This is a genomic window from Jejuia sp. G7-7, assembly GCF_055808955.1.
Window position 1 is genome coordinate 1818985 of record NZ_JBVVSZ010000001.1, and the last position, 25252, is coordinate 1844236.

The following is a 25252-nucleotide window of genomic DNA, read 5'->3' on the forward strand; positions in this document are numbered from 1 at the left end:
AATGAAGCTAACAAAACATCACACATATTACCTCTTAGGAATTCTAACATTTATTGTGTTAAAACTATTATATGCTAGCGCTGGTAACGATCAGGTTTTTATGTTATTGAAACCTTTGGATAAAATCGTCGGTTTTATTCTAGATTCAAACTCTGATTATAATAGTGATATCGGCTTTTACCATAAAAAACTAAATATCACTATAGATAAATCTTGCTCTGGTTTCAATTTTTTAATGCTCTCTTTTATGCTCTTATATTTTTCATTTTTGAAACATATAAAGTCTCATTTTTATAAAATTATTGCAATTCCGTTAGCCCTATTTATTGCTTATATCTTTACACTATTTGTTAATGCTTCACGTATTTTAATAGCAATATTTATTGAAAAATCTACCAACTTCAATTACGATTGGTTACATGAAGCTGAGGGTGTTTTTGTTTACCTATCCTTTCTTATTACACTATATATTTCAATCAATTACGTTCAAAATAAAATAATCTGTCATTATGAAAAATTTGCTTAATCCTAAATGGTTAATCGTTATTAATACCATTCCCGTAGTACTCTTGTTTTTCATCTACTACAGCGAATTTAATGTTATAAAAACGCTTTTAGATGAAGAAAGCATTCAACTTTGGTTCAATTTTGGAGGCATCCTTTTAGGATTAACAGTACTTCTATTTGGTTATGTAATTTTTTGTATTCAACAGAAAAAAGAAATTTCTATTTATTATGGGATTTCAGCTTTAGTGATATACACAATTTACCTTTACACTTATAGCATATATAGCTCAGATATTATTCCTTGGCGTATCCCGAGATGGATGCTTTCCAGAGACACCGTTTTATATCCAGGAACGTTTTTAATGCCAACTTTAGCACATGCATTATTTTTAATTGTCATAAAAATGACTTCTAAAGTAAAAAACCATAAAGCTTGGAAAAGTTTTTTATTGGCAATTGCAATTCCACTTGTAACCTACCTGTTCGCTCTAGTAATCATGCCTTTATGGCGCCCTGTTGATTATCGTTTTAGAGAACATATATTTATTATTTTCGCTGTAATTGGAGTCATTGTTTTTCTATTCTTTTTAATTAGAGGCATTTATATTCTATCATTAAAAAGAGGCGAAAGCAGCAAAGAACTCTATCTTTTCGCAAAACTCATCATCGGCATAATTTTTCCTTTATTAGGTTTAACAATTAACAACAATTTTGGCGGTGTATTTGGAGATTTCAATACCGCATGGTTTTACTTAATAGCAGTAATTAATGGTATTTTAATTGGTATTTCTCCACTTGAAAATTCCCGTAGCAGGCTTATAGTATTTGCTGCAAGGTGTATTACGTTTTCATATACATTCTATTTTTTTATAGTCTTTTTACCTTATTTACCTTTATCGGTCATAGCAATTATAGCTATAGGCTCAGGTTTTTTAATGCTTACGCCATTGGTGCTTTTTGTAATTCATGCTCAAGAGTTATCACGTGATTTTAAATTTCTGAAATCATTTTACAAAAAACCCATTTTAATTGCTATTGCTATTATTGGGTTTCTAGTCTTTCCATCTGCAATAGCTATATCCTACACAAAAGACAGGTATGTTCTGCACGAAACTTTAGATTTTGTTTACGCTCCAGATTACGAGAAAAATTATGATATAAATAAAGCTTCTCTTGAAAACACACTAGATGTTGTAAAACATAATAAATCCAGAAATTCAGATTTCTTTATGAGTTCGCAAACACCATATTTGTCTAGTTTTTTCAACTGGATAGTATTGGATAATTTAACACTATCTGATGCTAAAATTAAAGCCATTGAAAAAATATTTTTTAATACACAGCCTTTCAATTTAAGAACTGAAAGATTGAGAAATCAAAATGTTGAAATCTCAAATATCAATTCTAATAGTATTTACAATGAAACCGATAATACATGGACAAGTTGGATAGATATAGAAATCACAAACGCTAATACAAATAACTTTACTTCGGAATATGCTACAACTATTGATTTACCTGATGGCTGCTGGATAAACGACTATTATTTATACGTAGGCGACAAAAAAGAAATGGGAATTTTAGCCGAAAAGAAGTCGGCAATGTGGATTTTTTCTCAAATTAGAAACATCAATAGAGATCCTGGATTGTTACATTACTTAACTGGGAATAAAGTATCGTTTAGAGTGTTTCCATTTGCTAAAAATGAAGTTAGAAAAACTGGGATTAAATTTATCCATAAAGATCCTGTTACTATAACAATTGACAACCACAAACTTAATTTAGGAGAAGCGAAGGAAACTTTGATAAGCCACACCGATAATGAAAAAGTGGTTTACATATCTTCAAAAGAAAAAGAAACGCTTGAAAAGATAAAACGAACGCCATACTATCATTTCATTATTGATACTTCTGAGAAAAAAGATTCCTTAACAACTAACTATACGAATAGCATCAATAACTTTATAAACACAAATAACTTAGATACATCAAAAGCCAAAATAAGTTTTGTAAATACGTTTACTAAAACTGATGATTTTGATACATATTGGAAAGAAAATTTGAAAAGCCAAACCTTTGAAGGTGGATTTTATTTAGAGCGTGCTATCAAAAAAGTACTTTTTGATTCTTATATAAATTTAGATAACCTCTACCCAATTATTGTTGTAGTTACAGATAATATGTTGGATGCAGTAGTTCATAAAAACTTTGCAGATTTTAAAATAGCTTATCCCGAAAGTAATTTATTTTACCATTTAAATACTCTGGGGTATTTGGCATCTCATGATTTAACAGCTAACCCCAAACAGTTTATAAATGACAATGCAAAAATTAAAAATAACAATTCCGTTTTAGCATGGCCAAACTCTGACAAACCTTTGGCTTATTTACCTGATACTAATTTACCAAGTATAATAATGAAGCAACCTAACTTTAATTTAAATGATGAAACTTTAAATACATCTAATTGGAATACTGGTTTACAATTACAGGGCAAATGGATATCTGATGTGTTTTATCCAAAAAAAGCTGAAAAAGATTGGATTGCATCTGTTAAAAATAGTTTTTCGTCTAAAATAATGACGCCCTTAACCTCTTATATTGTTGTTGAAACCGAAGCTCAAAAAGCTGCTTTACTGAGAAAACAAAAACAGGTTTTAGAGGGTAAAAAATCATTGGATTTAAACGAACGTGCACAACGCATGTCTGAACCTGGACTACTAATCTTACTTGCACTTTTGATTGGGTTTCTCTTAATAAAAAGATTTTACTTTGAACGAAGACCTACTTTTTAGAAACAAAAGTTCAAAATATAAACCCAATCGATAAAACGCATAAAAAACCCTTAAATAACCGTATCACGTTACGACTAGTCTGCTTTTATCGTATTTAATCTAAATCTAGATTGAAATTAATTTTATACAAAACAATAAGTGTATATTTAAGATGAATGGGATTATTGACCTAATGTAAAAATAATGAATCTTCCTATAGCACTATAATAAGCCAAAAAATCTACTTACCTAAATTTAGCTGAGTTTTGTTATGTTAATGTTTATACAAACAATAACTAAAACAAACCATATGATGAAATTTTTACTTTAAGTCCTTCAAATTAATTGTTGGCATTAAAAAAAGTAAAATGAAATTTATAAATAAGCACAGACTAGAGTTGTTTCTGCTGGTATTATATACTGCTATTTTCAGCTTTTCTTTTTGGCTTATCAATATACTTTAATAAATAAAGTATAGGATAGTGCTACGTTACTTATTTACCTTCAACATAATCTTGAAGGTATTCAAACCTTATAGTGAGTTTTCCATTTTCGGTTATTTTTGCACGTTGTAAAATACCGTCCGTATCATTATTAAAAAAAGCGGGAATTACATGCTTTAAAAATTGCTCCCCAAATCCTTCGCTGGCGTCTTGTGGTAATTCGCATGGCAAATTATCAACTGCCATTACGGTTATTGCTTTTTCATCTTTATAATCTATTTCACACTCAGTTTGTGGGTCGTAGCCATAAATAGGATCTGCAATGGTTGATGCACGTATTGTAGTAGCCACAGGCCCATCAACATCGCAACTAACATCTGCTACAACTTTAATATTAAAATCTGGAGATTTCACATCATCTCTTGTGTATAAATATGGTGCACCATCACCGTAAAAATGACCAGCAATATAGTAATCAGTAACTTTAGCGAAGCGCATAAAATTGGATTCGTAATCTTCTGGGTTATTAAAAAAATTTTGGTTTTTTAATACTTGTCCATCTATACGTTTGTTATAATCTAACACATCTATTTTACAATACACAGGTTCATCAAAACTTTGATTTAAATACGTATCAACTGAAACTGATTTGATATTCATAGCATCCAACATTTCTTGAGAACCTTTTGCTACTTTACCACTACCCGTTAGCAATATTTTAATGTTTGGTAACTTAATTTGATTTAGCTCATCTATTAATGCAGCTTGATTAGGTAGTGGGCCAGCTTTTTGGCAATTTCCATGAATTGTATTTTAATCCCCATGTTCTAAATCCGTTGTAAGCACCAACAATTCCAGCATAGCGCCCAAAACCTATTAATCGGAATCCTTTTTCATTCACAATAGTTTCGTGATCATAAAGTTCAATATTTTTTTCTAAAATAGCTTGCAACAGTTTCCTATTATAAGGCTGCTTTTTTATTGTATGCGAAAAGAAAAAATATTTTTTATTTGGAATTAATGCATCAATTGGCACTTCTTTTACACCAATCATGACATCGCAATCTGATACATCTTCTGACACTTCAAAGCCTTTAGATATGTATGCTTCATCTGGAAACACCCGAATATCAGAAGTTTCTACTTTGAAAGTGGCTTCTGGATATTTTTCTCTAGCTTCTGTTAATTTTGAAGGGGAGAACACTACACGACGGTCTGGTGGGGTTTTACGTTCTTTGATGATTGCGAATTTCATGTGTATTTGGAATAATTTTTGCTCTAAATTAGTTGGATTTGTCTTGATTTACAAAGATTTTGGTAAATTTGCCGTCCGCGTTAGGGATTGAACGGTATGTTTGAGCTCCTCGCAGAGAGCGAGTAGTGAAAGCCCGACCCCTTGTGGGTAACGCCCTAACACTTAATACTATTTCATTAATAACGGGGTCGACTGGTTTTGACAGCGAGATTAATTGAACGGTAAGCACGTCGTGTAATGGCATTGAAACACGTTAAAGGCTAGACCAAATTTTAAACGGCGAGAATAACTACGCTTTAGCTGCATAATTCGAATTATAGTAGAATTAGCCTAGGTACACAAGGTGTACAAGCTTTATGTCTCCGGAAAGCCTTGGTTGACGGCGTTCCATTTTGAGGCATCGTAAATGTCAATATAGATTGGGTAGCGCTTTGATGCCCTTTTGAAACTAAAAAAGATAAGTTGTAAGTAGGTTGTCTTTAACCAGTTTACAATCGAAAACCTAAGAATAGACTAAACGTGTAGAAAGCTCTTTGGTTACTTGTTTGGACGAGAGTTCGATTCTCTCCGACTCCACTAAAAACCCTGTAAATATTTTATTTACAGGGTTTTATTAATATTATCAACATCGAAACCAGTTTCAATGAAGTGATACTGTTAATCTCTATTTTGCAAATTTAGAATTAAATTCCTAAACCTTGACCTCCGCCAATTTGAACCGTTTCGGCAGTCATAAAAGAAGCATCTTTACTTACTAAAAAAGAAATAACACTAGCAACTTCTTCTGGTTGCCCTAACCGTCCTAACATAATATTATTTTTCCAAGTAGCAAACACTTCTGGCTTTGTTGACTTAATTTGTTTGTGGAAATCTGTATCAATAGTACCTGGCGATACAGCATTTACTCTAATACCATATTCAGCTAAATCTTTAGCTAATGCTCTTGTTATTGTATGCACAGCCGCTTTTGATGTTCCATAAATTCCTGCTCCAGGACCGCCTGCATTCCAACCTGCATTAGATGTATAGTTAATTATCGAAGCATTATCACTCTTTTTAAGAAATGGTATAGCTGCTCTTGATGCGAAAAAAGTTGAATCTAAATTTAGCGCCATAACGAATCTGTAAAATTCAGTAGTCATGTCTTCAAATCTAGATCTACCTCCTAAACCTCCAGCATTGTTTATTAAAACATCTATTTTTCCGTATTTCTCGCCAATTTTATTAATGTTTGACGTTACTTCATCTTCATTAGTAACATCAAATCCATAATATTCTGAAGTTATGCCTTCAGCTGCTAATTGTTGAACTCTATCAGCTCCTGCTTTATCTTCAATACCGTTTAAAATTACAGTATACCCATCTTGTCCCAGTCTTTTGGCTACTTGAAAACCAATACCTCCTGTGGCACCAGTTATTACTGCTATTTTTTCATTTGAATTGCTCATATTCTTTAAATTTATTTTTATTTATTGTTTTTATTAAAATTTATTTTTCTTTCAACGGTTCAATTTTTGGGCATAATAACCAAACAGCCATAAGTGCTATTATAGCTAAAGCTCCACCTATTAAAAAAGCTGGTGTATAATTCCCGCCTGTAGTTATGAATGTAACTAAGATGGTAAGTCCCGCTGCACCAAGTTTGGCTGCCATACCTGCAAAACCAGATAGCGTACCAACAATTTTTCCGCTAAAAAGATCACTTGGAAGCGTCTGAATATTTCCGATTGCCACTTGAAATCCAAAAAGTAAAACTGCCATAATTATTACTGCATTTATAGCAGATCCAGGTGCTTTTAATAGGAAGAAACAAGGGATCATAATTAAACAACCTAAGGTAATAGTCATCTTTCGTGTTTTATCAACAGACCACCCTGCTGTAAGTCTATTTTTGGCAAGTAAACCACCAAATATAGCTCCAATCATAGCTCCAACATAAGGTACCCATGCTGAGAATGCTATTTGTTTGATATCCATTCCAAAAACCTCTGATAAGTAGATTGGTATCCAAACAATAAAAAGCCACCAAATAGGATCAATTGCCGCAGAGGCTATTATCACCCCCCAACTCTCTTTATGTTTGAATAATTGACCAGTATCAGGTGCATATCCTTCATCATAATTACCATCTTGGTCTATATCTTGATTTTTTTGTCCTGATAGAATATATTTTTTTTCATCATCTGTCAACCAAGGATGCGACTTTGGCGGAGCTTTTACTACGAACAACCAAGGTAACAACCATAAGAATCCAAGTACTGCTACAACAATAAAAATTGCCTTCCAATCGAAATAAACAGATAACAACCCAATTACTGGATAAGCTACTATACCACCTATAGCAGCTCCTGAATTAAATATTCCTTGAGCAAGAGCTCTTTCTTTAGTTGGAAACCATTCTGCATTAGCTTTGGCAGCACCAGGCCAGTTTCCAGCCTCTGCAATCCCTAATATAGATCTAAAAATTGAAAAACTTAACATTCCTTGAGCAAAAGCGTGTAACAAAGTAGCAATAGACCATACACCTATCGAAAGTGCAAAACCTATTCTGGTTCCTATCCAATCGAAAATTTTACCAAAAAGAGCTTGACCTCCAGCATATGAAAGTATGAATACTGTTGATATGGTACCATAGATAGCCTTATGCCCATCTTTATCCATTTCTGGAAATAAGTCTTTAGCAATGTCTGGCCATAAAGCTCCAAAAGCTTGTCTATCTATATAATTTATAACAGCAGCCAAAGCTACAAATCCAACTACCCACCAACGCAAACCCTTTATTTTCATAATTGCTAATTTTATTCAATAATATCCAAGCACAACTACTTAAAGCCATGTTACAAGACACTAAAACGTTTAACTTATTTTATTAAAAATTGATGAAGAATTCTCTATACTGAGGCTTCTTCCCTCCTAAATTATTTTAAACTGAAAACAAAAGCGTGCAATTTTGTTTTCATATATATTTATGCCGATTTACTATTATAACAATACTGATACAAAACACTAAAATGATCTTTCATTTTTTGTTTAGCTAAATCCGGATTTTGAACCTTTATAGCCTCATATATTTCCGTATGCTCTTTAATACCTAAAACCGCTTGATTCTTATCACAAACGTGATACTTTTCAAAATCAATAATTATTTGCGGCGTTATAGTAAGCATAAAAGTGTTCATTGTACTATTACCACTAGCCTTTGCTATAGCTAAATGGAACAACAAATCTTCTTGAACAGCATCCTCGCCTGATAAAGCTTTCTTTTCATAAGCATCTAGAGCTTCTTTGATACGCAATAAATCTTCGTCTGTACGCCTAAGAGATGCCAGCCTAACTGTTTTTAATTCGAGTAAAATTCTAGTTTCAACTAAAGATTTAAAACTAGGTGACTCCAATCTTAAAATATCATCAATCATTCCATTCATAGCCACAACTCCAATGTTTGCTACAAAAGTTCCACTTTGCGGAATGGATTTTAATATACCATAGAACTCTAGTTTTTGTATAGTTTCTCTAATATTACTCCTGCTTACTTCAAATTTATCTGACAACATCCTTTCTGATGGAAGTTTATCACCTGGCTCAAGATTCTTGTAGTTTATTAATTCTTTAATCTTTCTGATTATTGAATTTTGAATTTCCTGATTATCTCTTATCGTAAGTCCTTCTAATTTCATATACTAAAATTTATTGCTCAAACTACTTGTTATTGTAATTCTATACAATGATTCCTCTAATTATTAATCTATTTCCTTTTATTGTCAATCTCATAATTCTAACAAATTGGTTAACCAAACAATAGGGATAAATTTAAACAAAACAACGAAAACTTCTTTGCTTTTTTTATCAAATTTCACTAAAGCTGTATATAACCGCTAATATTTAACCTAAATTATAAACTAAAACCACACTCTATTTAATATCAATGCATTACTTCTAAGTTATAATACTTAAATCTTGCAAATGCCCCTTCATCAATAGTTGTCAAATAATTTCCTGCTTTGAAATAATTCTCAAAAACACTCCACTATTGAATATGATCATCATTTTATTGTTGACATTATAATTTACCATCTAATGACTTACTTCTAATTCGTAAAACCTAACTTTTGAAAAAGCACCTTTATCTCTAGTTTGAAAGTAATTGCCAGCTTTAAAATAGTTTTCGAAAATGCCCCATCTTTTCATGTGGATACTTTCATAAACTTTAAATTCATTACCATTTAAAACAATAACCATTTTACCTTCAGAGACTTTCACTTCAAGAGTAAACTTTCTAAACCCAACTTCTTGTTTAAAATTAAAACCTTCATCATTATCCCATGCATCTTCATGCAATAATTCCTCATCAGTTGCACTTAAGTTTTTAAGTACCTTGGTTTTCACTCTAATTTTACCTTTATCCCAATAAATTTTTAATATGGGTGGCGCATTATTATCATCTTCTCCAATTAAATCTCTTTGTGCATTGGTTAAACGGCCATGAATTTGCATAATAATTGTTCTATGGTATTTACCATCAGAATCTCTTGTTGTAGCTTCCATTGCCAATTTACCTTTCATGTAAGCTCCATCTTTAAAGGTCCAATTCACATTATTATCACCAGGTACCATTTGTTCTCTCAGCTCCGATCTTGTGTACTTTGTATTCCTGGTCTTAGAGTCTGTGGGCATAGCATGAAATACTATGGCTCCTCGTGTTGAATCTATATACATATAGGGTTTTGCAACTTCAATATTTGCAAAATCTAGTATTTCTGGCGGACTAATTTCAATAGGTTTTCCCTCTTCGTTTGCTACTGGTAAGGTTACTTTCCAATGGCTTAAATCGATATTGGGTAGCTTTACTTTTTTCTTTTTTTCTTCTTCTTTTTTTGTCTTTTTTTTCAATTTTTGAATCCGATTCTGCAACGCTACTTCTCTTATTTTGAGAAGTAACGCTAACAGATAAAAATGCTATTAATAATATACTTAGTATTTCTTTTCGGAAATTTTTCATAATAATAATTATTCAGCTGGATATACTTTAACATTATCTATATATGCATCTACATCAGTTACTGCGTATATCAGTATTGACACTTCACCTAAATAATTAGACGTAAACGGAAGTTTAATTGTTGTGCCACCTGAACAAGAATTATCTGAAAATTTCCCTTTGGCCTCAGTCCCAACATGCTGTACCAAAGCATTACTAGTAACAGCAGAAGCGCTATCACTATAATGTCCATTTAATATTGCCGCAACTATACTGTTAGTTTCAGCACCTCCTGTTTTTATAGCATATTCATACTCGAATATATAATCCGTATTAGGGCTTAATGTAACTGATTGGTATGCGTATCTAGTATTTCCAGCCACAGCTGTACCATTAGGATTAGCACTCTGGCTACCTGACCATTTTGCGCCTCTTGTTTTAGAACCAACTGTCCCTTCATAATCTGCACAAGAACCGTCTGAACTAGTCCCAAAAGGATTTGAGTTTCCTGTTGTAGCTATTTTCCAAGCAGCTCTAATATTACCGTCATCTGAAGAATCACCATTTAGTCGCTCAAAGTCACCTTTTACAATTTCAGGGTTAATAGGACCAGATGGTCCACCTACAATAACTTCTTTCGTAATAGAGGTTGGTTTATTAAGAGAATTTGTTGTTGTTAACGTTACCATATACGCCTTTTCTAAACCATCATTAATATAACTATGTGTTGGGTTTACCTCTGTTGAGCTATTACCATCTCCAAAATCCCAACTATGACTGGTTGCAAGCTCGGAAGCATCTGTAAAGGTAACATCATAATCACTAGCCACATCATCAAAAGTAAACTCAGGAACTGAAAGTGGATCTCTATACAGATAAATGTTATCTACATTAAGAGTTGCCTCATTACTTGCAGTACCGTCTGTTCCCAATTCTAATATTATGTCGTCAATTTGAGTAATGCCTTCAGAAGCAAAATCAATATCTACTCCTATCCACACATCATTTGCTAAAGTTTGTTCAAAAGTTTTACCTCCCATTGTTATTTTCACTTTATTAACACCTATACCATGAACAGAATGTAGGTCTAAGTGAATATAATCTGCAGAAGCACCTGTACCAAAAACGTCTGCAATAATAATAGCAGGGTTAAAAGTAATAGATGCAGTAATATTATCATGAAGCCTAGAATACCGAATTACTTTATTTTTCTCATCTCCAACTTCTACTTCATTATACTCAGCATCACCATCATCAAACTTAGAACTTGATAACTGGTTAGTATAAGGAACAATAACACCATCAATTTCAGTACCATTACTAAAAATAGCAAATACATTTTCATCAAGTATAGTTGGCGATAAAGGCACAGAAGAAAGTGAAGTAAGTTGATGAGCTACTGTTACATTTCTGGTTTGAACTACATCAGGAAAACCCTTATCAGATTTTGCTGTTACCGTTATTGTATAAGTTCCTTCTTCAATATTATTAGGGTAATCGTAAGTAGCAGTACCTGCATCTTCTGTAATTATTACTACATCTGATGTACTGTTTGGGTCTCCAAAATCTACGACATAAGAAGTAACCCCTAGACCTTGCGGACGAACAGTAACTATAGTTCCGTCTCCATCCTCTATTTTGACAGTTATAGCATGACTTGGAAATGTAATCTCCGTTAGTCCTTTACCTCCGTTGCCTTCATTAGGAGGAACGATAGTATCATCTTCTTCACATGAAACGAGAAGACCAGCTATAAGTAAGGCAAATATTCCTTTTTTTAATAAATTCATAATTTATATTTGTTTATTATTTTATTTAGTTATGGTTTAGGATACACTTTTACATTATCTATATATGCATCTTGAGTTGTTTCTCCTGAAATCCAGATAGAAACTAAACCACTTGCATTAGAAGTAAATTCCTTTTTAACCGTTGTAAAAACACCTTTTCCTAAAAGTTCATCAGCTACAGATGTTACTAAAATATTAGCTGCTAAAGCATCTTTTCCATCATCAAAATGACCATCTAATATTTGCACAGTTATGTTACTTCCTGCAGCAGCAGCAACTTTTATAGCATATTCATACTCAATAATATACTTAACAGTACGATCTGCTGTTGTCTCAGACACCCTTATTGGTTGATAAGCGTATCTCCTATTTCCTGGATCTGCAGGATTAGAAGCGCCAGCAGCAAATTTCATACCTTTTGTTTTTGAACCAGTATTAACACCGTCATAATCTAAAAAGGATCCATCACTAGAAGTATTAGGAGGTGTTGTTTTTCCATCTGTAAACTTTTCCATATTCCAACTAGGCGTAAAACCTGTTGACATATCTCCATTTTCAATTATTGGGTTAATTGGTACAAATACATCCCTTATTGCTACCATTTGTGTATTAGTTCCTGATGCTTGATTTGCATCAAGAGCTGTTAATGTTACTTCATAATCCCCTTCACCAGCATCAAATCTTACAAACGCTACATCTTTATCTGTTGAAGTAGACTCGGTACCACAAATAATATTACCATCAGTATCTTCTTCACAAACTACACCTTCACCAAAATTCCATAGATAGTTTGTAGATTCATTAGATTCATTGGTAAATGAAACTATTTTAAAATTCTCTGGATTTGGAGTATAGCTAAAATTTGCTTCTGGCAGAGTGAGATCAGGTATAGAACCAGTATCTGGTAAATCAAACTCAAAAGCTTCTTCACAGCTTACCACGAAAATTATAGCTAATAGAGCTAACACTAAACTACTCATAGTGTTTTTTAAAGCATTCAATTTCTGTTTCATGTTTTCTAATTTTATATTATTATTGAGGGTTTTGATTTAAAAGCCCTCCACTTAAATTAATTTCTCTTGACGGAATTGGCAACAGTAATTTTCTAGCATTATAACTAGGATATACTGATATATCTTCATCATTATCTTCTGACGAATGAGCCTGCAATACAGCATCAGCAACTCCAAATCTTAACAAATCGAAGAAACGCTGATTTTCAAAAGCTAATTCTACTCTTCTCTCTAACAATAATTCATCTTGTGTTATAACTCCATCTTCATCATCGGCTAAACCAGCACGATTTCTAACAGCGTTAAATGAGTTTAGCGCAGCTGTAGTATTAGCAGCTCCCGTACCTGCCATAATTGCTTCTACATGCATCAACAACACATCAGCATAACGTAATACAATCCAATCATTACCTGCAAGACGCGCATTAGTACCATAAGGAAAATCAGGATTTGAAAAGTCAGTTCCTTGAGGTAAAAATTTTGCCACTTCTGCCTCTTGTGGTGCAGGTAGACCATTCTCATCCTCTAACTCTGCATCATCACCAAAAGCAATATAAGAAACGGCTGTTCTATTCCCACCATTTGCATTAAAAGCTGCCACTAAATTAGGGTTAACTATGTTTAGCCCATCTTGCCTACCTTGGCGTATAAAAGAAGTAAATTCAGACGTAAATCCTTGACTTTCATTTGGTTCTGCAAACTCATATCGAATAACAAACATAACTTCGTTGTTCATTTCATTGTAAAACACATCGTTAAAATTAGTTTGTAAATTAAAACTTCCATCTGCTATAATAGCCTCACATAAATCTTTAGCTCCAGTATAGTTAGGTGTTGGTTGCGACAAATAGACTTTTGCTAAAATACCTTGAGCTGCTGCTTTTGAAGCTCTAGCTTTATAGCTATTGTCTAAATTAGCAACGGCTTCTTTTAGGTCTTCAACAATTTGTGCATATACAACTGATTTAGCCACTCTAGTATAAAGCAGGTCATCTTGACTGGACTCTGCCACGGCAGTTACTAATGGCACTCCACCTATAGCATCATTATCACTTCCATAAAGTCTAACTAAATTAAAATAAGCATAAGCTCTTAAAAATTTAGCTTCAGCTGTATATCTTGCTATGTTTGCTGGATCTGCAGCATCAATATAACTAATAATACTATTAGCTCTAAAAATAATTTCATACATAGACTGATAATAATCTTCTGATTGTATGTTGTTTGCATCTGTTACATATCTATGAAAGTCAGCTCTTGACCCTTCAAGTGTAGCACTTCTTGTATTGTCTGAGCGATGCTCTGTCAAAAGATATTCAAACTGTATCCCTCTATTGAAAGTTGAGTTATTAGTTGAATTAGGTCTATTTTCATTAACCCCTTGTATAGCATCGTAAATTCCGTAAATACCAGCCAATACATCTTCGTCTGATTGAAAGAAACCATCAGCAGCAATAGCTGTATCTGGTAGTGGGTTTAAAAACTCATCTCCATCACAAGAAATAAGCATCATTCCTGTTAATGCAACAATTAAATATTTTATATTTTTTAAATATTTCATGATTATTTCTTTTTGTATTAAAAATTAAGATTCAAACCTACTGAATACGTACTAAACAAAGGTGTACCAGCTCTTTGAGAGCCATATGTTATAGGTGTATTATTATTGTCAATAAACTCTGGGTTAAAACCGTGATAATCATCAGAAGTAATGTAAATTAAATTCTGACCAGAAGCATATAATCTTAATGATGAAAGTCCTAATTTTGATATAGCATCCTGTGGTACGTTATAACCAATATTTACATTACGTAAAGAAAAGTATCCTGAATTTTGAACAATATCATCTGTAAAAATCTTTGGTTGAAGGAAAGAGACATCAGGAATTGTTCCATTAGCAACTAACGCTTCTGGAGCTCCATCAATAGTAGCACCACTAAAATGATAGAAATACTGATCTCCAACGTTTCTTATTTGCCCCCCTTGACTTCCTTGAATCATAAAAGAAAAATCTAAATTTCCATATTTAAATTCGTTTGTAAAACTCCAAACGATATCTGGATAAGGATCTCCTAAAATGGTCTTATCATCATCTGTAATTAAACCATCTCCATTTAAATCTTTAACAATAATATCTTCAGCTTGTCCATTAATTCTGTTATAAGGCGTATCCCAATATTCAGTTGATATTTCTTTATCTGCAACAAAACCATAAAAAGAAGAAATTGGATTGCCAACCAAGTTTATCCATTGGGTATTTCTATCAAATCCATCTACTCCAAGGTTTCCATTATCGTTACCAAAATCAATTAACTCATTTTTATTAGTCGATGCTATTAATGTTGTTGACCATCTAAATTTCTCTGTAGATATATTATTAGTTCTTAACTCCAATTCCCATCCACTATTTTCTACTTTACCTTTATTTACAATTCCTGCACCGAATCCGGTAACATAAGAAACATCTTGATTTAACAATAAGTTATCACTAGTCTTTACATAGTAATCTAATGACCCAGATATTCTATTGTTAAAAAACCCAAAATCTACACCAGGGTTAAGTTGCTCTGAAGCTTCCCATTGTAATAATGCATTGGCAATATTTCTTGGAGAAAAACCTGAAGCAATAGCACCACTATCAGTTATAGCATTAGTACTTTGCAAAAGCGCCAAATAAGGCCAAGTATTAGTTAAACCATCGCCTACATTAAAGTTTTCAGAACCTGTAAGACCCCAACTAGCTCTAAACTTTAATTTACTTAGTACATTACTATCACTTAAAAAACCTTCATTGTGCGCATTCCACCCTACAGATAATGACGGGAAATTACCCCACTTAGAATCTATACCAAAAACCGAACTACCATCTCGCCTAATTGAAGCATTAAATAAGTATTTATCTGCATAAGCATAAGTAAACCTCCCAAAGTAACCAATCTTTCTAATTTTAAGATTGATTTCACTATCTGCTGGTTTGGTAATAGTTGTTGCTCCTTGTAAGTTTTTAAGTAAATCACTAGAATATCCAGAACCATTAACAGTACTAATTTCATCATTTCTCTTTTGAAAAGTAGCACCTGCTAAAAAGCCAATTTCATGATTACCTATTTGTTTATTGTAAGACAAAGTGTTATCTGAAATCAACCTAGATCTATATCTATTTCTTAACTCATAATCTGCAGGGTTTGAATGATGATACTCTGTACCATTCCATCTTGTTCTTTTACTATCTTCTAAAGTAACACCAAAACTTGTTTTAGCTATTAAACCATCTAAAATTTTATAACTCAAATAAGTAGAACCTAATATTTTCGTCTTAAACTCATAATGTTCTCTTTCTACATATTGTGCATAAGGGTTTTGATCACCTGAGGTACGAGGTGTTGTATTACTACCATCTCCATTTATGTCCAATTCATCTAAATGATCTTCTCTAAAATAATCTCCTATACCAACATTTGGATATGCATCTCTATCTATAAACTGAAGCGTTTCTGCTGTATGATAAATAGGTAGCCAAGGCGATTGTCTTATAGGATTATGTATAGATGTAGGTAATCTTCTTTGTTTTGAATAAGAAGGTGTAGCACTCAATCCAAATTTAAGCTTATCGGTTAATTTAGAATCTACTTTCATTTTTGCAGAATATACCTTGTAGTCATCAGTTATCACAACCCCCTCATCATGAAGATATCTTAAAGCTACACTATATTTTGTATCTTTAGTACCTCCTCTTGCAGAAAGCGAATGACTTGAAATAAAGCCTCCATTAAAGAAAACATCTTGCCAATCTCTATCAATACCAGTTACCTCTATTAGTTTAAGTGCGTATAAGTTACTATTAGAATTGGAACCCGTCTCAGCCAATTCTTTAGCTGCCCATTCGGTAGCATTTCTCCTATAATCATCACTCCCGAAAGCTGATTTATAACCCGTAAATGCATCATAATTAAATTTTGTTTTTCCTTCTTTCCCTGTCTTGGTAGTAATTAAAATAACCCCATTAGCCCCTTCACTACCATATATAGCAGCAGATGCTGCATCTTTTAAAATCTCAAAAGATTCTACATCGTTCATATCTAAATTACCAAGAAAATCAGAATCTACTATTATACCATCAACTACAATGGCTGGACCTGCTGTCCCTGTAATAGAACCTACTCCTCTAATAGTAATAGTAGGAGCTCCACCAGCTTCTGCATTGGTGGATTGAATATTTACACCAGATACTTGACCAATAAGTGCATCATCTACCCTTGCTACTGCTATTTGATCTAAACTTTCATTCACAACTTTAGAAATAGCTCCAGTAAGATGAGATTTTTTCTGAGTACCATAACCAATTACTACAACCTCATCAAGTTGAGATACATCTTCGTTTAATGAAACATTTATTTTAGATTCATTTTCTACAATTACGGTCTTAGATGTATACCCAAGATAAGAGAATTGAAGTACATCTCCAGTTTTTGCTTTAATTTGATACTTACCATCAAAATCTGTTGTAGTTCCATTACTTGTTCCAACTACAATTACATTTACACCAGGAATAGGAATATTGTCTCCTGCAGAAACTACAGTTCCACTAACTGCCCTATCTTGTGCAATAACTGAAATACTGAAAAGCAATATTACAATTAGCGTTATTTTGTTTTTTAAATTCATAATTAGTTTTTTTATGTTTTAAATTGTAAAGTTTAATTAGCATTTATAATTAATGAAATAATTAGTAACACCTAATTATAATAATGCTTTACAAAACATAATGTTCCCTTAAATTTTTGTAATTTTGAGGAGCACATGTTTTTTAGAATACTCATGTGTTTACTTTACTTCCCTCCTAAAAGAAGTAAATCATTTTTAAAAAAGGATAGGCGTGCACCTGTCCTTTTTTCTTTTCTACTTTACTTTATCATAGTAAATTGGTTTTGGAGAAGTGTTATACATTTAGTTTAGCTTTATTTGGTTTTCCAAATTGGTTAACCAGATTGGAAAACCAAATATATGCTATTTTTTTATTAAAAACAATTAAATTTTAATTTTAACAGTTCTATGAATGAATATCAAATAAAGAATGTAAAAAATAGTAACTATATAAAATTCTCATTTTAAATTAGATAAGAACCTAAAATATATAAAAAAGAATACAAAAAAATAATAAGTCAACTACATTATTAAAATAACAAACAATTATTTAACGGTTTTTTGATCTCATTATAACTAATAAGATTTATTTGAAAAATTTGGAGCAAAAACCTTGAAATCTTTGCTTATTTCTTCTTAACCTTTTTATGTGTTTTTAACCACTCTTCACCTTTATTATCTAAAAAAAAGTCCATCCAAACGTAGTACATTTTATTCCCTTCTTTTACTTCAACAGAATGACTTGATCCTAATGGTATATGTAAAATCGAATAGGCTGGAAAATCTATTTTGGCATCATCTGCAAAAACAATAACTTGGTTATCTGTAAGACCTAGAAATAATTGCTCCAACATGCCATGTTCATGAGCTCCTACTTTATCTGGCCCAATTGTTTCAACTGTCCCCATAGCAATTCGCGGTATGTATTTATTAGGTAAGATTGTTCGACTTACAGTATTAGGGCTTTTAATTGGTTCGGTATAAGCTTCACAATCTGTAAATTTTGAAAAATATACTTTTTGAGTTTTTTCTTTTGGAAACTCTTTCAAATCTAAAATATCCTGTTTGGTTAATTTACTAGATATTTTAAGAAAATGAAGTGTATCATTTTTCGTGGATTTAATCAAGATATTTTGAATTGCATTGGGTAATAAAATAGTTTCTGGCAGAACATCATAACTTTTTTTATTTGCAACTACTTGTCCCTGCCCTTTAATAAAAAGGTATATGAATTTATAACCTTTCTCTAGATTTTCTTTTTTAAATACGCCTTCTGTTAAAGCAATATGAGTTACCGTTATTCCACTAATTTGATTTTTTAGTATGGTTTTACTATATTCTTGCTTACTTATTTGAAGCTTCTTCATAGCAAGATATTCAATTGGAATGTCTTGGGCATTTATAACTATGGATGATAGTAACGCCATAATAAATATTAAAGAAGTTAATTTAATTTTCATCTTTTTTGTTATTAGGTACATATATTTTATTATGGTGTAAGTATAACCTTGGATTGAGCCTACAACGAATAAAACTTTATTTAAAATAAAATATCCTTGCATTTGTATTAATTTTCATAATATAAACACAAGGATATTGACTATATTGAATATTCTAAACCTTAATGTTTAGTTTGCAATATTAGGATTTCTATCAATCTCATCCTGAGGTATAGGTGTATCATAATCTACAGAACTATTCCAGTCTGCTTTTGCTCCTTCGTAACCGGAAGCACCAAACACCTGATCTCCTAACTGTCTTCTCTTGATATCATACCATCTTTTGCACTCAAAAGCTAATTCTATTCTACGTTCTTCTAACACATCAGCAACAGTTATAGATGCAAGGTCTGCAGGAACTGCGTTTGGCGCAATAGTTTCAGGAACATATCCTCCGTTTGTAGATTCACCACCATTACGTGCTCTTCCTCTTACTTCATTCAAAAAGCCTAAAGCGTCCGCAGCACCTATTTCTACACCTGCCTCAGCAGCAATTAATAACACCTCTGCATAACGTATCATAGAGTAATTATGGCTAGTTGCTCTTTTATTTCCTCTAGCATACTCTCCAGGAAAACGTAAATATTTAGCTATGTAAGGTGCATTTTGAGCATGCTCGTGTCCACTACTTTGAAAATCAGTATAATCCACAGTAGAATTATTAATTAATGCTTCTGTTTGGAAACTAACACGCGTTCTATAATCGTCCTGATCAAAAGAATTGTATACAGCTATAGTAGGAGTTGCAACTGACCAACCTCCATTTCCGCCATCATTATCACCTCTAATTCCTGTCATAGGCGCTATTTGGTCATAAGCATTGTCAGGAGCTTCATTATTATTGTAATCTAACGCAAAGATTGGTTCTTTAGAAGTATCTATTTTATTAGCATTAAATAAAGTCTGAAAATCAGGATCTAAATCTATATCATAAGTTCCTTTATTGGTAATTACTTCTTTAGCTTTATCATAAGCCATTTGAAAGTCGGCAGTACCATTTGTTCCTGCTCTTGTTAAATACACCAAAGCTAAATAAGACTTAGCCGCCGCTTTAGAAGGTGTTGCTCTTGTAGCTACTGTATTTGGCAACCATTGCTCAGCATATTCCAAATCAGAAATAATTTTTTCATAAACTTCAGCTTCAAAAGTATTACTTATATTGGTAGCTGCAGCTATATCAGAAACAGGCGCATCTATATAAGGAACATCTCCAAATAATCTTACTAAATGAAAATAGTAAAATGCTCTTGCAAAATAGGCTTGTGCAGTAACTGGGTTTTTAACCGCATCATCGGCATCTACTTGTTCTGCTCCTGCAATAGCGTTATTTGCAGCAGCAATACCTAGATAAATTCTTGTCCATGGATCAAACACCATTTCATTATCTCCAGTAATGGTGTGCATATTCATCTCTACCCTTCTTGTTTGCGTAGAATTAAGATTTACCATATCTGAACGTAACATTAATGCCACAGATCAGCTTTCTTCCCCAAACCTCTTCATTTATTGCATGAGTTAACGAAGCATTTACCGCTAATTGTATATCTCCTGGAGTTGAGAAGAATCCTTCAGGAGACAATAAGCCTACTGGCTCTTCTTCCAAATCTGAACATCCCATTATTGATAATCCTATCAATAACAATAAAAATTTGTGTGCTTTCATAATTTTTTTCTTTTAAAATTAAAATATTTTTTTAGATAATTAACGGTTAAAATTTTACATTTAAGCTGAAATTCACGGATTGAACCGTTGGGTAATTACCAAAATCAAAACCTCTAACGAGTGTTTCTCGCAGTATTATTATTTCCAGCAGAACCATAGTAATTCACTTCAGGATCTAAACCAGAATAATTTGTAATTGTCAATAAATTTTGCGCACTAACTGACAATCTGAGTCCCTCTATACCAAATTTTTCAATAACCTCAGAAGGAAAATTGTAACCTATTGCTATATTTTTTAACCTAATATAACTACCATCTTCAACAAAACGAGAAGACACTTCTCTAAAACTATTGTTTCCTACGCGAGGTTCGTTTGTGTTTGTGTTTGAAGGTGTCCAAGCATTATTAAAATACCCATAAGTAGTATTAGCATCACCATTGTTTAATTGTACTTCGGTCATATTAAAGATATCTCCACCTTGAGAACCTTGAAAAAAGATATTTGCATCAAAGTTTTTATACCTAAAGCTATTTGTAATACCCCAAGTAAAATCTGGGTTAGGGTTACCAATAATTTTTCTATCATCATTAGTAATATCGCCACTATCATTTAAATCTAAAAACAATGGATCACCAGCTACACCTCCTGAAATAGTAGCAGTACCAGCTGGTAAAGCACCACCTTGATAAACACCTGCATAATCAAAGCCAAAAAACTGACCTACTTCTTCGCCTTCTCTTAAAATGGCATTATTCCCAACACTAAAATAACTTGGTGCTCCGTTTTGAAAATAATCATCACCGTTTATTAATTTCTCTACGGTATTCTTATTTCTTGAGAATACTAAATCAGTAGTCCAACTAAAATCATCGTTTGTAATATTTCTTGTATTTAGAGAAATTTCAAATCCTTTATTGTTAATCTCTCCTACATTCTTTAATATTTCATCATTATAGAAACCTAAATACCAAGGCAATCCTCTATCTATCATAATTAAATCTTTAGTGTCGATATTATAATAATCTAGCGACAAAGAAATTTTATTATTTAGTAAACCTAAATCAATACCAATATTTGTTTGATAACTCGATTCCCATTTTAAATCAGGGTTAGCAGGTTGATTTGGCGTTACAGCTGCCACGGTTGAACCATTGTTAGACGCATAAATACTTGCTAAACTCGCTAAAGATTCGTAAGCTCCAATTGATGGGTTACCAGTAACACCATAACTAGCTCTTAATTTTAAGTTAGAAATCGTTTCATGATCTTTTAAAAAATCTTCATTAGAAATTTTCCAACCTAAAGCTGCTGATGGAAAAATTGCATATTTTTCATTTTCAGCAAAGTTAGAAGCGCCATCACGTCTTACTGTAGCAGTAAACAAATATTTATCATTCCAATCGTAATTCACCCTTCGAATTGAGATTGAATTTCTGTTTCAGTTATACCCACGTCACCTGATCCGCCATTTATTAAATTTGTAGCAGTCCATAAACCATAGTAAGAAAAAGAATCTGAAATGGTTCCAGTACCTTGCACTGTAAAATCCTTTGTTAGTGCTTTTTGATAAAGAATAACCAGCCATTAATGTTAAATTCCGTTCCCTATTTCTTTGTTATAAGTTAGGTAATTCTCACTCAAAATATTTTTAGTTTTATATTCTGTCATAATAGCTCTTCCGCCAACACCTCCAGCTGTAACCTGCAAAGTACGAGGCAAATAAAGCCCTCTAAAATCATTACGATTACTTAAACCAAAAGTGGTTCGAAAAGTAAGACCTTCAATAATTTCATAATTTGCATAAAAATTCGCTCTGAATCTTTCCGTTTCTGTGTCATCATCCCTTTGAGTAGCTACTGCCCATGGATTATCAACTTGATCCCCAATTCTATCGTTTATTGAAAAGGTTCCATCATCATTATATATGCCTTGATCTGGAGCAAAACGCATTGCTAAAGCTACCACATCATCACCACCTGCACCAACACCGTTTTCACCAGTTGATTGCGTAGCTACACCTTCCTTCTTACTAAAAGACCCCATTAAATTGAGTCCTAATTTTAATTTATCAGTTACTTGTGCATCTAAAATTTGATAAGAATACCGCTCTTTCAAAACCAGAATTAACCAATATACCATCTTGCTGAAAATAAGTACCAGAAGCATAATAATTTACTTTTTCAGAACCTCCTGAAAAGAAGCTGGATTATTAGAAGTATTACCTGATCTATATATTTCATCTTGCCAATCTGTATCTGCTGTTCCTTGAGGAAAGGGAGTAGTATTACCCTGATTTGCTCGTATCTGGTTTTGATAATCTGCAAAATCGTTTGCATTCAATAAATCTAAACTGTTTGAAGTATTTTGAATAGCATAAGTAGATTGAATTCAACATTTAGTTTACCCGTTCTACCTTTTTTAGTAGTTACCAAAATAACACCGTTTGAACCTCTGGAACCATAAATAGCAGTTGCAGATGCATCTTTCAAAACCTGTAAAGAGGCAATGTCACCTGGCTGGGGCATAGTAGCACCAACAAAACCATCTACAACAATAAGAGGGGAACTACTTGCATTAATAGACGTATTACCTCTAATAGAAATACTAATAGGAGCACCTGGTTCACCACCATTATTAGATTGTACGTTTACACCTGCTGCACGACCTTGAAGCGCTTGTTCAGCGTCCAATACAGGAAATGCCGTTAATTCTTCTGTTTTAACTGCGGATACTGACCCCGTTAAATCACTCTTTCTACGAGCACCATATCCTACAACAACAACTTCATCTAACTGCCCTGCATCTTCAACCAAAACAACATCTAGTGATGTTTGATTAGTAATGGTTATGGATTGTGATGAGTATCCTAAATAAGTAAATTGAAGAACATCTCCACTACTTACTTCTATTTGAAACTTTCCATCGAAGTCAGTAGTTGTTCCTTTATTAGAATTAGTGATTATAATATTAACACCAGGTAAGGGTACATTACTCTTATCTGATACAGTACCGGATAATTGATATCCGTCTTGTGCAAATAATGATATATTAAATATCAAAATCAGCATTAAAGCTAGCTTAATTTTTAAATTCATAATTAGTTTTTTAATGTTTAAAAAGATAGTTTGTAGTATTTTTTAAATACTGTTTTAGATACTACCAGACTTAAACACGATTTTTCAAACTAATTTTGTAGTTTAGCAGAATACCGTATGTTAAACGACTAGTAGCATACAATTTTTTACTTCCCTCCTAAAAGAAGTAAACAAGTTTAAAAAGGATAGGCATGCACCTGTCCTTTTTTATTTCATGAAATTATTTAACGAATTGGTTTTGAAGAATTAGACATTAGTTTAGTTTTTAGTGGTTTTCCAATCTGGTTTACCAGTTTGGTTTTCCAAATATATGTTATTTTTTTGTTAAATCAAATAAAATTTTAATTTTAACAAAATCATTCAATGAACCTCACCAAATTAGTCTAGGTAATTTTTTTCTTAGGACTCTTTATCTCCAAAATAAGACACCCCATCACCACTTAAAAAATCCTCTCTAACAGGGCTAAATGTGTCAATTAACACCCCTTCTTCTAAACAAACTGCACTATGTAACAAATTAGGTTCAATATATACACCATCTCCAGCTTCAACAATCTGCTTTACGCCATCAATTTCAAATTCAAATTTACCTGAAACAACATAGGTAGTTTGCGTGTGGAAATGTTGATGTGGAGAGCCTAATGCACCTTTTTTAAATTTCACTTTTACCATCATTATTTGGTTATCATAACCCAAGAATTTTCTTGATACTCCACCACCAAGTTCCTCCCATTGCATTTCTTTTGTGATTAAATACTTGTCACTAAATCTTTTCATCTTTTAAAATATTTACTGGTTTATCAATGTATGTGATCCTCTCCAATTGTATGAGTTACCATTTATGGAAAGGGTATGTTCTTTTTTTGAATTATTGTTGTTGTTCGACATGATAAATAGATTTTCTTTACCATTCTTCATCTTTATTACAATTGCGGTATAATTTTTTTGAGTTAAACGCCACAATTATTTTTCCACATTACTATACGCATTTACTGCTAATTCGGACACAGGGCTATATGTTCCATGAGATTCTATAACAGATGTAAACACCGAGTTTTTTTTATTCTTTTTTCTTAAAATAAGTGTTGGTTCTTGACGTAAATTAAATTCTGGATCATTTGCGCCAATTCTACCTAAAATAATTTCATCAGTATTGGATGTTATGGCAGAATAGGTATAAAATTGATTGTTTAGCAACCATGTTAGTTTGATATTTTCTCCATTAGCATTTGCACTCGCTTCTTTATATAAATGTTGATAGCCATCAGATTTACCTAAAACTTGTGGAGATTGATACTTGTTATATTCGAAACTAGTTTGCATGATTTGCCCTAAATAATACAAAGGCAAATCGTATTGATTTAATTCTCAGATGCAACGTTCATAATATCTAATATGTAAGGTTTATCAGAATCGGAATTCTTTATAGCTACTAATGTTCGATGTAATTTAGTACCTGGATATGCGTTTTCTTCTTTTGCACTTGCTATTTGCAAACTATCATTATCCACACTAAAAATATACTTATTTGAATGGTGCTTACTTCCTATATCATATTTACCCTGAAATTGAGACGTTTCATTTTGCACA

Annotated in this window: 21 protein-coding genes, 1 other RNA gene and 1 pseudogene; 3 read left to right on the forward strand and 20 right to left on the reverse strand. The window is 32.5% G+C overall.

All coding sequences use genetic code 11. The annotated features are described in order from the left end of the window. Position 1 precedes the first annotated feature (1 nt). Both xrtK and AC0L5U_RS08925 read left to right on the forward strand, forming a co-directional pair. Positions 2-526 (forward strand): exosortase K, encoded by a 525-nt coding sequence (gene xrtK, locus AC0L5U_RS08920; RefSeq protein ID WP_473415895.1) that lies wholly within the window; start codon positions 2-4, stop codon positions 524-526. Then, positions 510-3302 carry an MSEP-CTERM sorting domain-containing protein gene (locus AC0L5U_RS08925; protein WP_473415896.1) on the forward strand — a complete coding sequence of 931 codons (2793 nt, stop codon included), beginning with the start codon at positions 510-512 and terminating at the stop codon, positions 3300-3302. The genes xrtK and AC0L5U_RS08925 overlap by 17 nt, the downstream gene beginning before the upstream one ends. Positions 3303-3775: 473 nt before the next feature. Here the strand turns inward: AC0L5U_RS08925 and AC0L5U_RS08930 are convergent. Continuing rightward, a pseudogene (locus AC0L5U_RS08930) lies at positions 3776-4979 on the reverse strand (NAD(P)-dependent oxidoreductase). 184 nt (positions 4980-5163) lie between these two features. On the opposite strand from AC0L5U_RS08930, the gene ssrA reads away from it, so the two are divergent. Then, positions 5164-5558, forward strand: a transfer-messenger RNA (tmRNA) gene (gene ssrA, locus AC0L5U_RS08935). A gap of 104 nt (positions 5559-5662) precedes the next feature. On the opposite strand, the gene AC0L5U_RS08940 is transcribed toward ssrA, so the two are convergent. The 19 genes from AC0L5U_RS08940 to AC0L5U_RS09030 form a co-directional block, all read right to left on the reverse strand. Further along, positions 5663-6427, reverse strand: a complete 765-nt coding sequence (locus tag AC0L5U_RS08940) for an SDR family NAD(P)-dependent oxidoreductase (RefSeq protein ID WP_473415898.1) — start codon at positions 6425-6427, stop codon at positions 5663-5665. A 40-nt stretch (positions 6428-6467) separates the two neighbouring features. Then, a complete protein-coding gene (locus AC0L5U_RS08945; RefSeq protein ID WP_473415899.1) occupies positions 6468-7766 on the reverse strand; it encodes an MFS transporter in 1299 nt (432 codons plus the stop codon). A gap of 179 nt (positions 7767-7945) precedes the next feature. After that, entirely contained in the window at positions 7946-8656 is a 711-nt protein-coding gene (locus tag AC0L5U_RS08950; protein WP_473415900.1) for a FadR/GntR family transcriptional regulator, read from the reverse strand. Between the two features lie 397 nt (positions 8657-9053). Continuing rightward, a complete protein-coding gene (locus AC0L5U_RS08955; protein ID WP_473415901.1) occupies positions 9054-9869 on the reverse strand; it encodes a polysaccharide lyase family 7 protein in 816 nt (271 codons plus the stop codon). A 117-nt stretch (positions 9870-9986) separates the two neighbouring features. Further along, complete coding sequence (locus AC0L5U_RS08960) at positions 9987-11747, reverse strand: PKD domain-containing protein (RefSeq protein WP_473415902.1); 1761 nt, start codon at positions 11745-11747, stop codon at positions 9987-9989. A gap of 29 nt (positions 11748-11776) precedes the next feature. Further along, positions 11777-12760 (reverse strand): hypothetical protein, encoded by a 984-nt coding sequence (locus AC0L5U_RS08965; protein ID WP_473415903.1) that lies wholly within the window; start codon positions 12758-12760, stop codon positions 11777-11779. Positions 12761-12779: 19 nt separating this feature from the next. After that, entirely contained in the window at positions 12780-14321 is a 1542-nt protein-coding gene (locus tag AC0L5U_RS08970) for a RagB/SusD family nutrient uptake outer membrane protein (protein ID WP_473415904.1), read from the reverse strand. 17 nt (positions 14322-14338) lie between these two features. Next, the gene (locus tag AC0L5U_RS08975; protein ID WP_473415905.1) at positions 14339-17425 is read right to left on the reverse strand and encodes a SusC/RagA family TonB-linked outer membrane protein; all 3087 of its coding nucleotides are present in this window, start codon (positions 17423-17425) and stop codon (positions 14339-14341) included. Positions 17426-18030: 605 nt separating this feature from the next. After that, complete coding sequence (locus tag AC0L5U_RS08980; RefSeq protein WP_473415906.1) at positions 18031-18864, reverse strand: cupin domain-containing protein; 834 nt, start codon at positions 18862-18864, stop codon at positions 18031-18033. 168 nt (positions 18865-19032) lie between these two features. After that, positions 19033-20367: a RagB/SusD family nutrient uptake outer membrane protein gene (locus AC0L5U_RS08985; RefSeq protein ID WP_473416228.1), complete on the reverse strand. Its 1335-nt coding sequence runs from the start codon at positions 20365-20367 to the stop codon at positions 19033-19035. Further along, positions 20339-20566, reverse strand: a complete 228-nt coding sequence (locus AC0L5U_RS08990; RefSeq protein WP_473415907.1) for a hypothetical protein — start codon at positions 20564-20566, stop codon at positions 20339-20341. Before AC0L5U_RS08990 ends, AC0L5U_RS08985 begins: the two co-directional genes overlap by 29 nt. A 113-nt stretch (positions 20567-20679) precedes the next feature. Beyond that, positions 20680-21978 carry a SusC/RagA family TonB-linked outer membrane protein gene (locus AC0L5U_RS08995; protein ID WP_473415908.1) on the reverse strand — a complete coding sequence of 433 codons (1299 nt, stop codon included), beginning with the start codon at positions 21976-21978 and terminating at the stop codon, positions 20680-20682. Beyond that, complete coding sequence (locus tag AC0L5U_RS09000; protein WP_473415909.1) at positions 21975-22106, reverse strand: hypothetical protein; 132 nt, start codon at positions 22104-22106, stop codon at positions 21975-21977. Before AC0L5U_RS09000 ends, AC0L5U_RS08995 begins: the two co-directional genes overlap by 4 nt. 51 nt (positions 22107-22157) lie before the next feature. After that, positions 22158-22733 carry a hypothetical protein gene (locus AC0L5U_RS09005; RefSeq protein WP_473415910.1) on the reverse strand — a complete coding sequence of 192 codons (576 nt, stop codon included), beginning with the start codon at positions 22731-22733 and terminating at the stop codon, positions 22158-22160. A gap of 6 nt (positions 22734-22739) precedes the next feature. Then, positions 22740-22907, reverse strand: a complete 168-nt coding sequence (locus AC0L5U_RS09010) for a hypothetical protein (protein ID WP_473415911.1) — start codon at positions 22905-22907, stop codon at positions 22740-22742. A 5-nt stretch (positions 22908-22912) separates the two neighbouring features. Further along, the gene (locus AC0L5U_RS09015) at positions 22913-23662 is read right to left on the reverse strand and encodes a carboxypeptidase-like regulatory domain-containing protein (protein WP_473415912.1); all 750 of its coding nucleotides are present in this window, start codon (positions 23660-23662) and stop codon (positions 22913-22915) included. Positions 23663-24061: 399 nt separating this feature from the next. Further along, positions 24062-24439 (reverse strand): cupin domain-containing protein, encoded by a 378-nt coding sequence (locus tag AC0L5U_RS09020; protein WP_473415913.1) that lies wholly within the window; start codon positions 24437-24439, stop codon positions 24062-24064. A gap of 186 nt (positions 24440-24625) precedes the next feature. Next, positions 24626-24985, reverse strand: a complete 360-nt coding sequence (locus AC0L5U_RS09025; RefSeq protein ID WP_473415914.1) for a hypothetical protein — start codon at positions 24983-24985, stop codon at positions 24626-24628. 38 nt (positions 24986-25023) lie between these two features. Then, entirely contained in the window at positions 25024-25251 is a 228-nt protein-coding gene (locus AC0L5U_RS09030) for a hypothetical protein (protein ID WP_473415915.1), read from the reverse strand. Between the last annotated feature and the right edge of the window lies 1 nt (position 25252).

What these genes read in the sequence shown, in the direction of transcription:
- xrtK (WP_473415895.1), top strand. Translation starts at nt 2, where the DNA reads ATGAAGCTAACAAAACATCACACATATTACCTCTTAGGAATTCTAACA.
- AC0L5U_RS08925 (WP_473415896.1), top strand. Translation starts at nt 510, where the DNA reads ATGAAAAATTTGCTTAATCCTAAATGGTTAATCGTTATTAATACCATT.
- AC0L5U_RS08940 (WP_473415898.1), bottom strand. Translation starts at nt 6,427, where the DNA reads ATGAGCAATTCAAATGAAAAAATAGCAGTAATAACTGGTGCCACAGGA.
- AC0L5U_RS08945 (WP_473415899.1), bottom strand. Translation starts at nt 7,766, where the DNA reads ATGAAAATAAAGGGTTTGCGTTGGTGGGTAGTTGGATTTGTAGCTTTG.
- AC0L5U_RS08950 (WP_473415900.1), bottom strand. Translation starts at nt 8,656, where the DNA reads ATGAAATTAGAAGGACTTACGATAAGAGATAATCAGGAAATTCAAAAT.
- AC0L5U_RS08960 (WP_473415902.1), bottom strand. Translation starts at nt 11,747, where the DNA reads ATGAATTTATTAAAAAAAGGAATATTTGCCTTACTTATAGCTGGTCTT.
- AC0L5U_RS08965 (WP_473415903.1), bottom strand. Translation starts at nt 12,760, where the DNA reads ATGAAACAGAAATTGAATGCTTTAAAAAACACTATGAGTAGTTTAGTG.
- AC0L5U_RS08970 (WP_473415904.1), bottom strand. Translation starts at nt 14,321, where the DNA reads ATGAAATATTTAAAAAATATAAAATATTTAATTGTTGCATTAACAGGA.
- AC0L5U_RS08975 (WP_473415905.1), bottom strand. Translation starts at nt 17,425, where the DNA reads ATGAATTTAAAAAACAAAATAACGCTAATTGTAATATTGCTTTTCAGT.
- AC0L5U_RS08980 (WP_473415906.1), bottom strand. Translation starts at nt 18,864, where the DNA reads ATGAAAATTAAATTAACTTCTTTAATATTTATTATGGCGTTACTATCA.
- AC0L5U_RS08985 (WP_473416228.1), bottom strand. Translation starts at nt 20,367, where the DNA reads ATGTTACGTTCAGATATGGTAAATCTTAATTCTACGCAAACAAGAAGG.
- AC0L5U_RS08990 (WP_473415907.1), bottom strand. Translation starts at nt 20,566, where the DNA reads ATGAAAGCACACAAATTTTTATTGTTATTGATAGGATTATCAATAATG.
- AC0L5U_RS09005 (WP_473415910.1), bottom strand. Translation starts at nt 22,733, where the DNA reads ATGCTTCTGGTACTTATTTTCAGCAAGATGGTATATTGGTTAATTCTG.
- AC0L5U_RS09015 (WP_473415912.1), bottom strand. Translation starts at nt 23,662, where the DNA reads ATGAATTTAAAAATTAAGCTAGCTTTAATGCTGATTTTGATATTTAAT.
- AC0L5U_RS09020 (WP_473415913.1), bottom strand. Translation starts at nt 24,439, where the DNA reads ATGAAAAGATTTAGTGACAAGTATTTAATCACAAAAGAAATGCAATGG.
- AC0L5U_RS09025 (WP_473415914.1), bottom strand. Translation starts at nt 24,985, where the DNA reads ATGCAAACTAGTTTCGAATATAACAAGTATCAATCTCCACAAGTTTTA.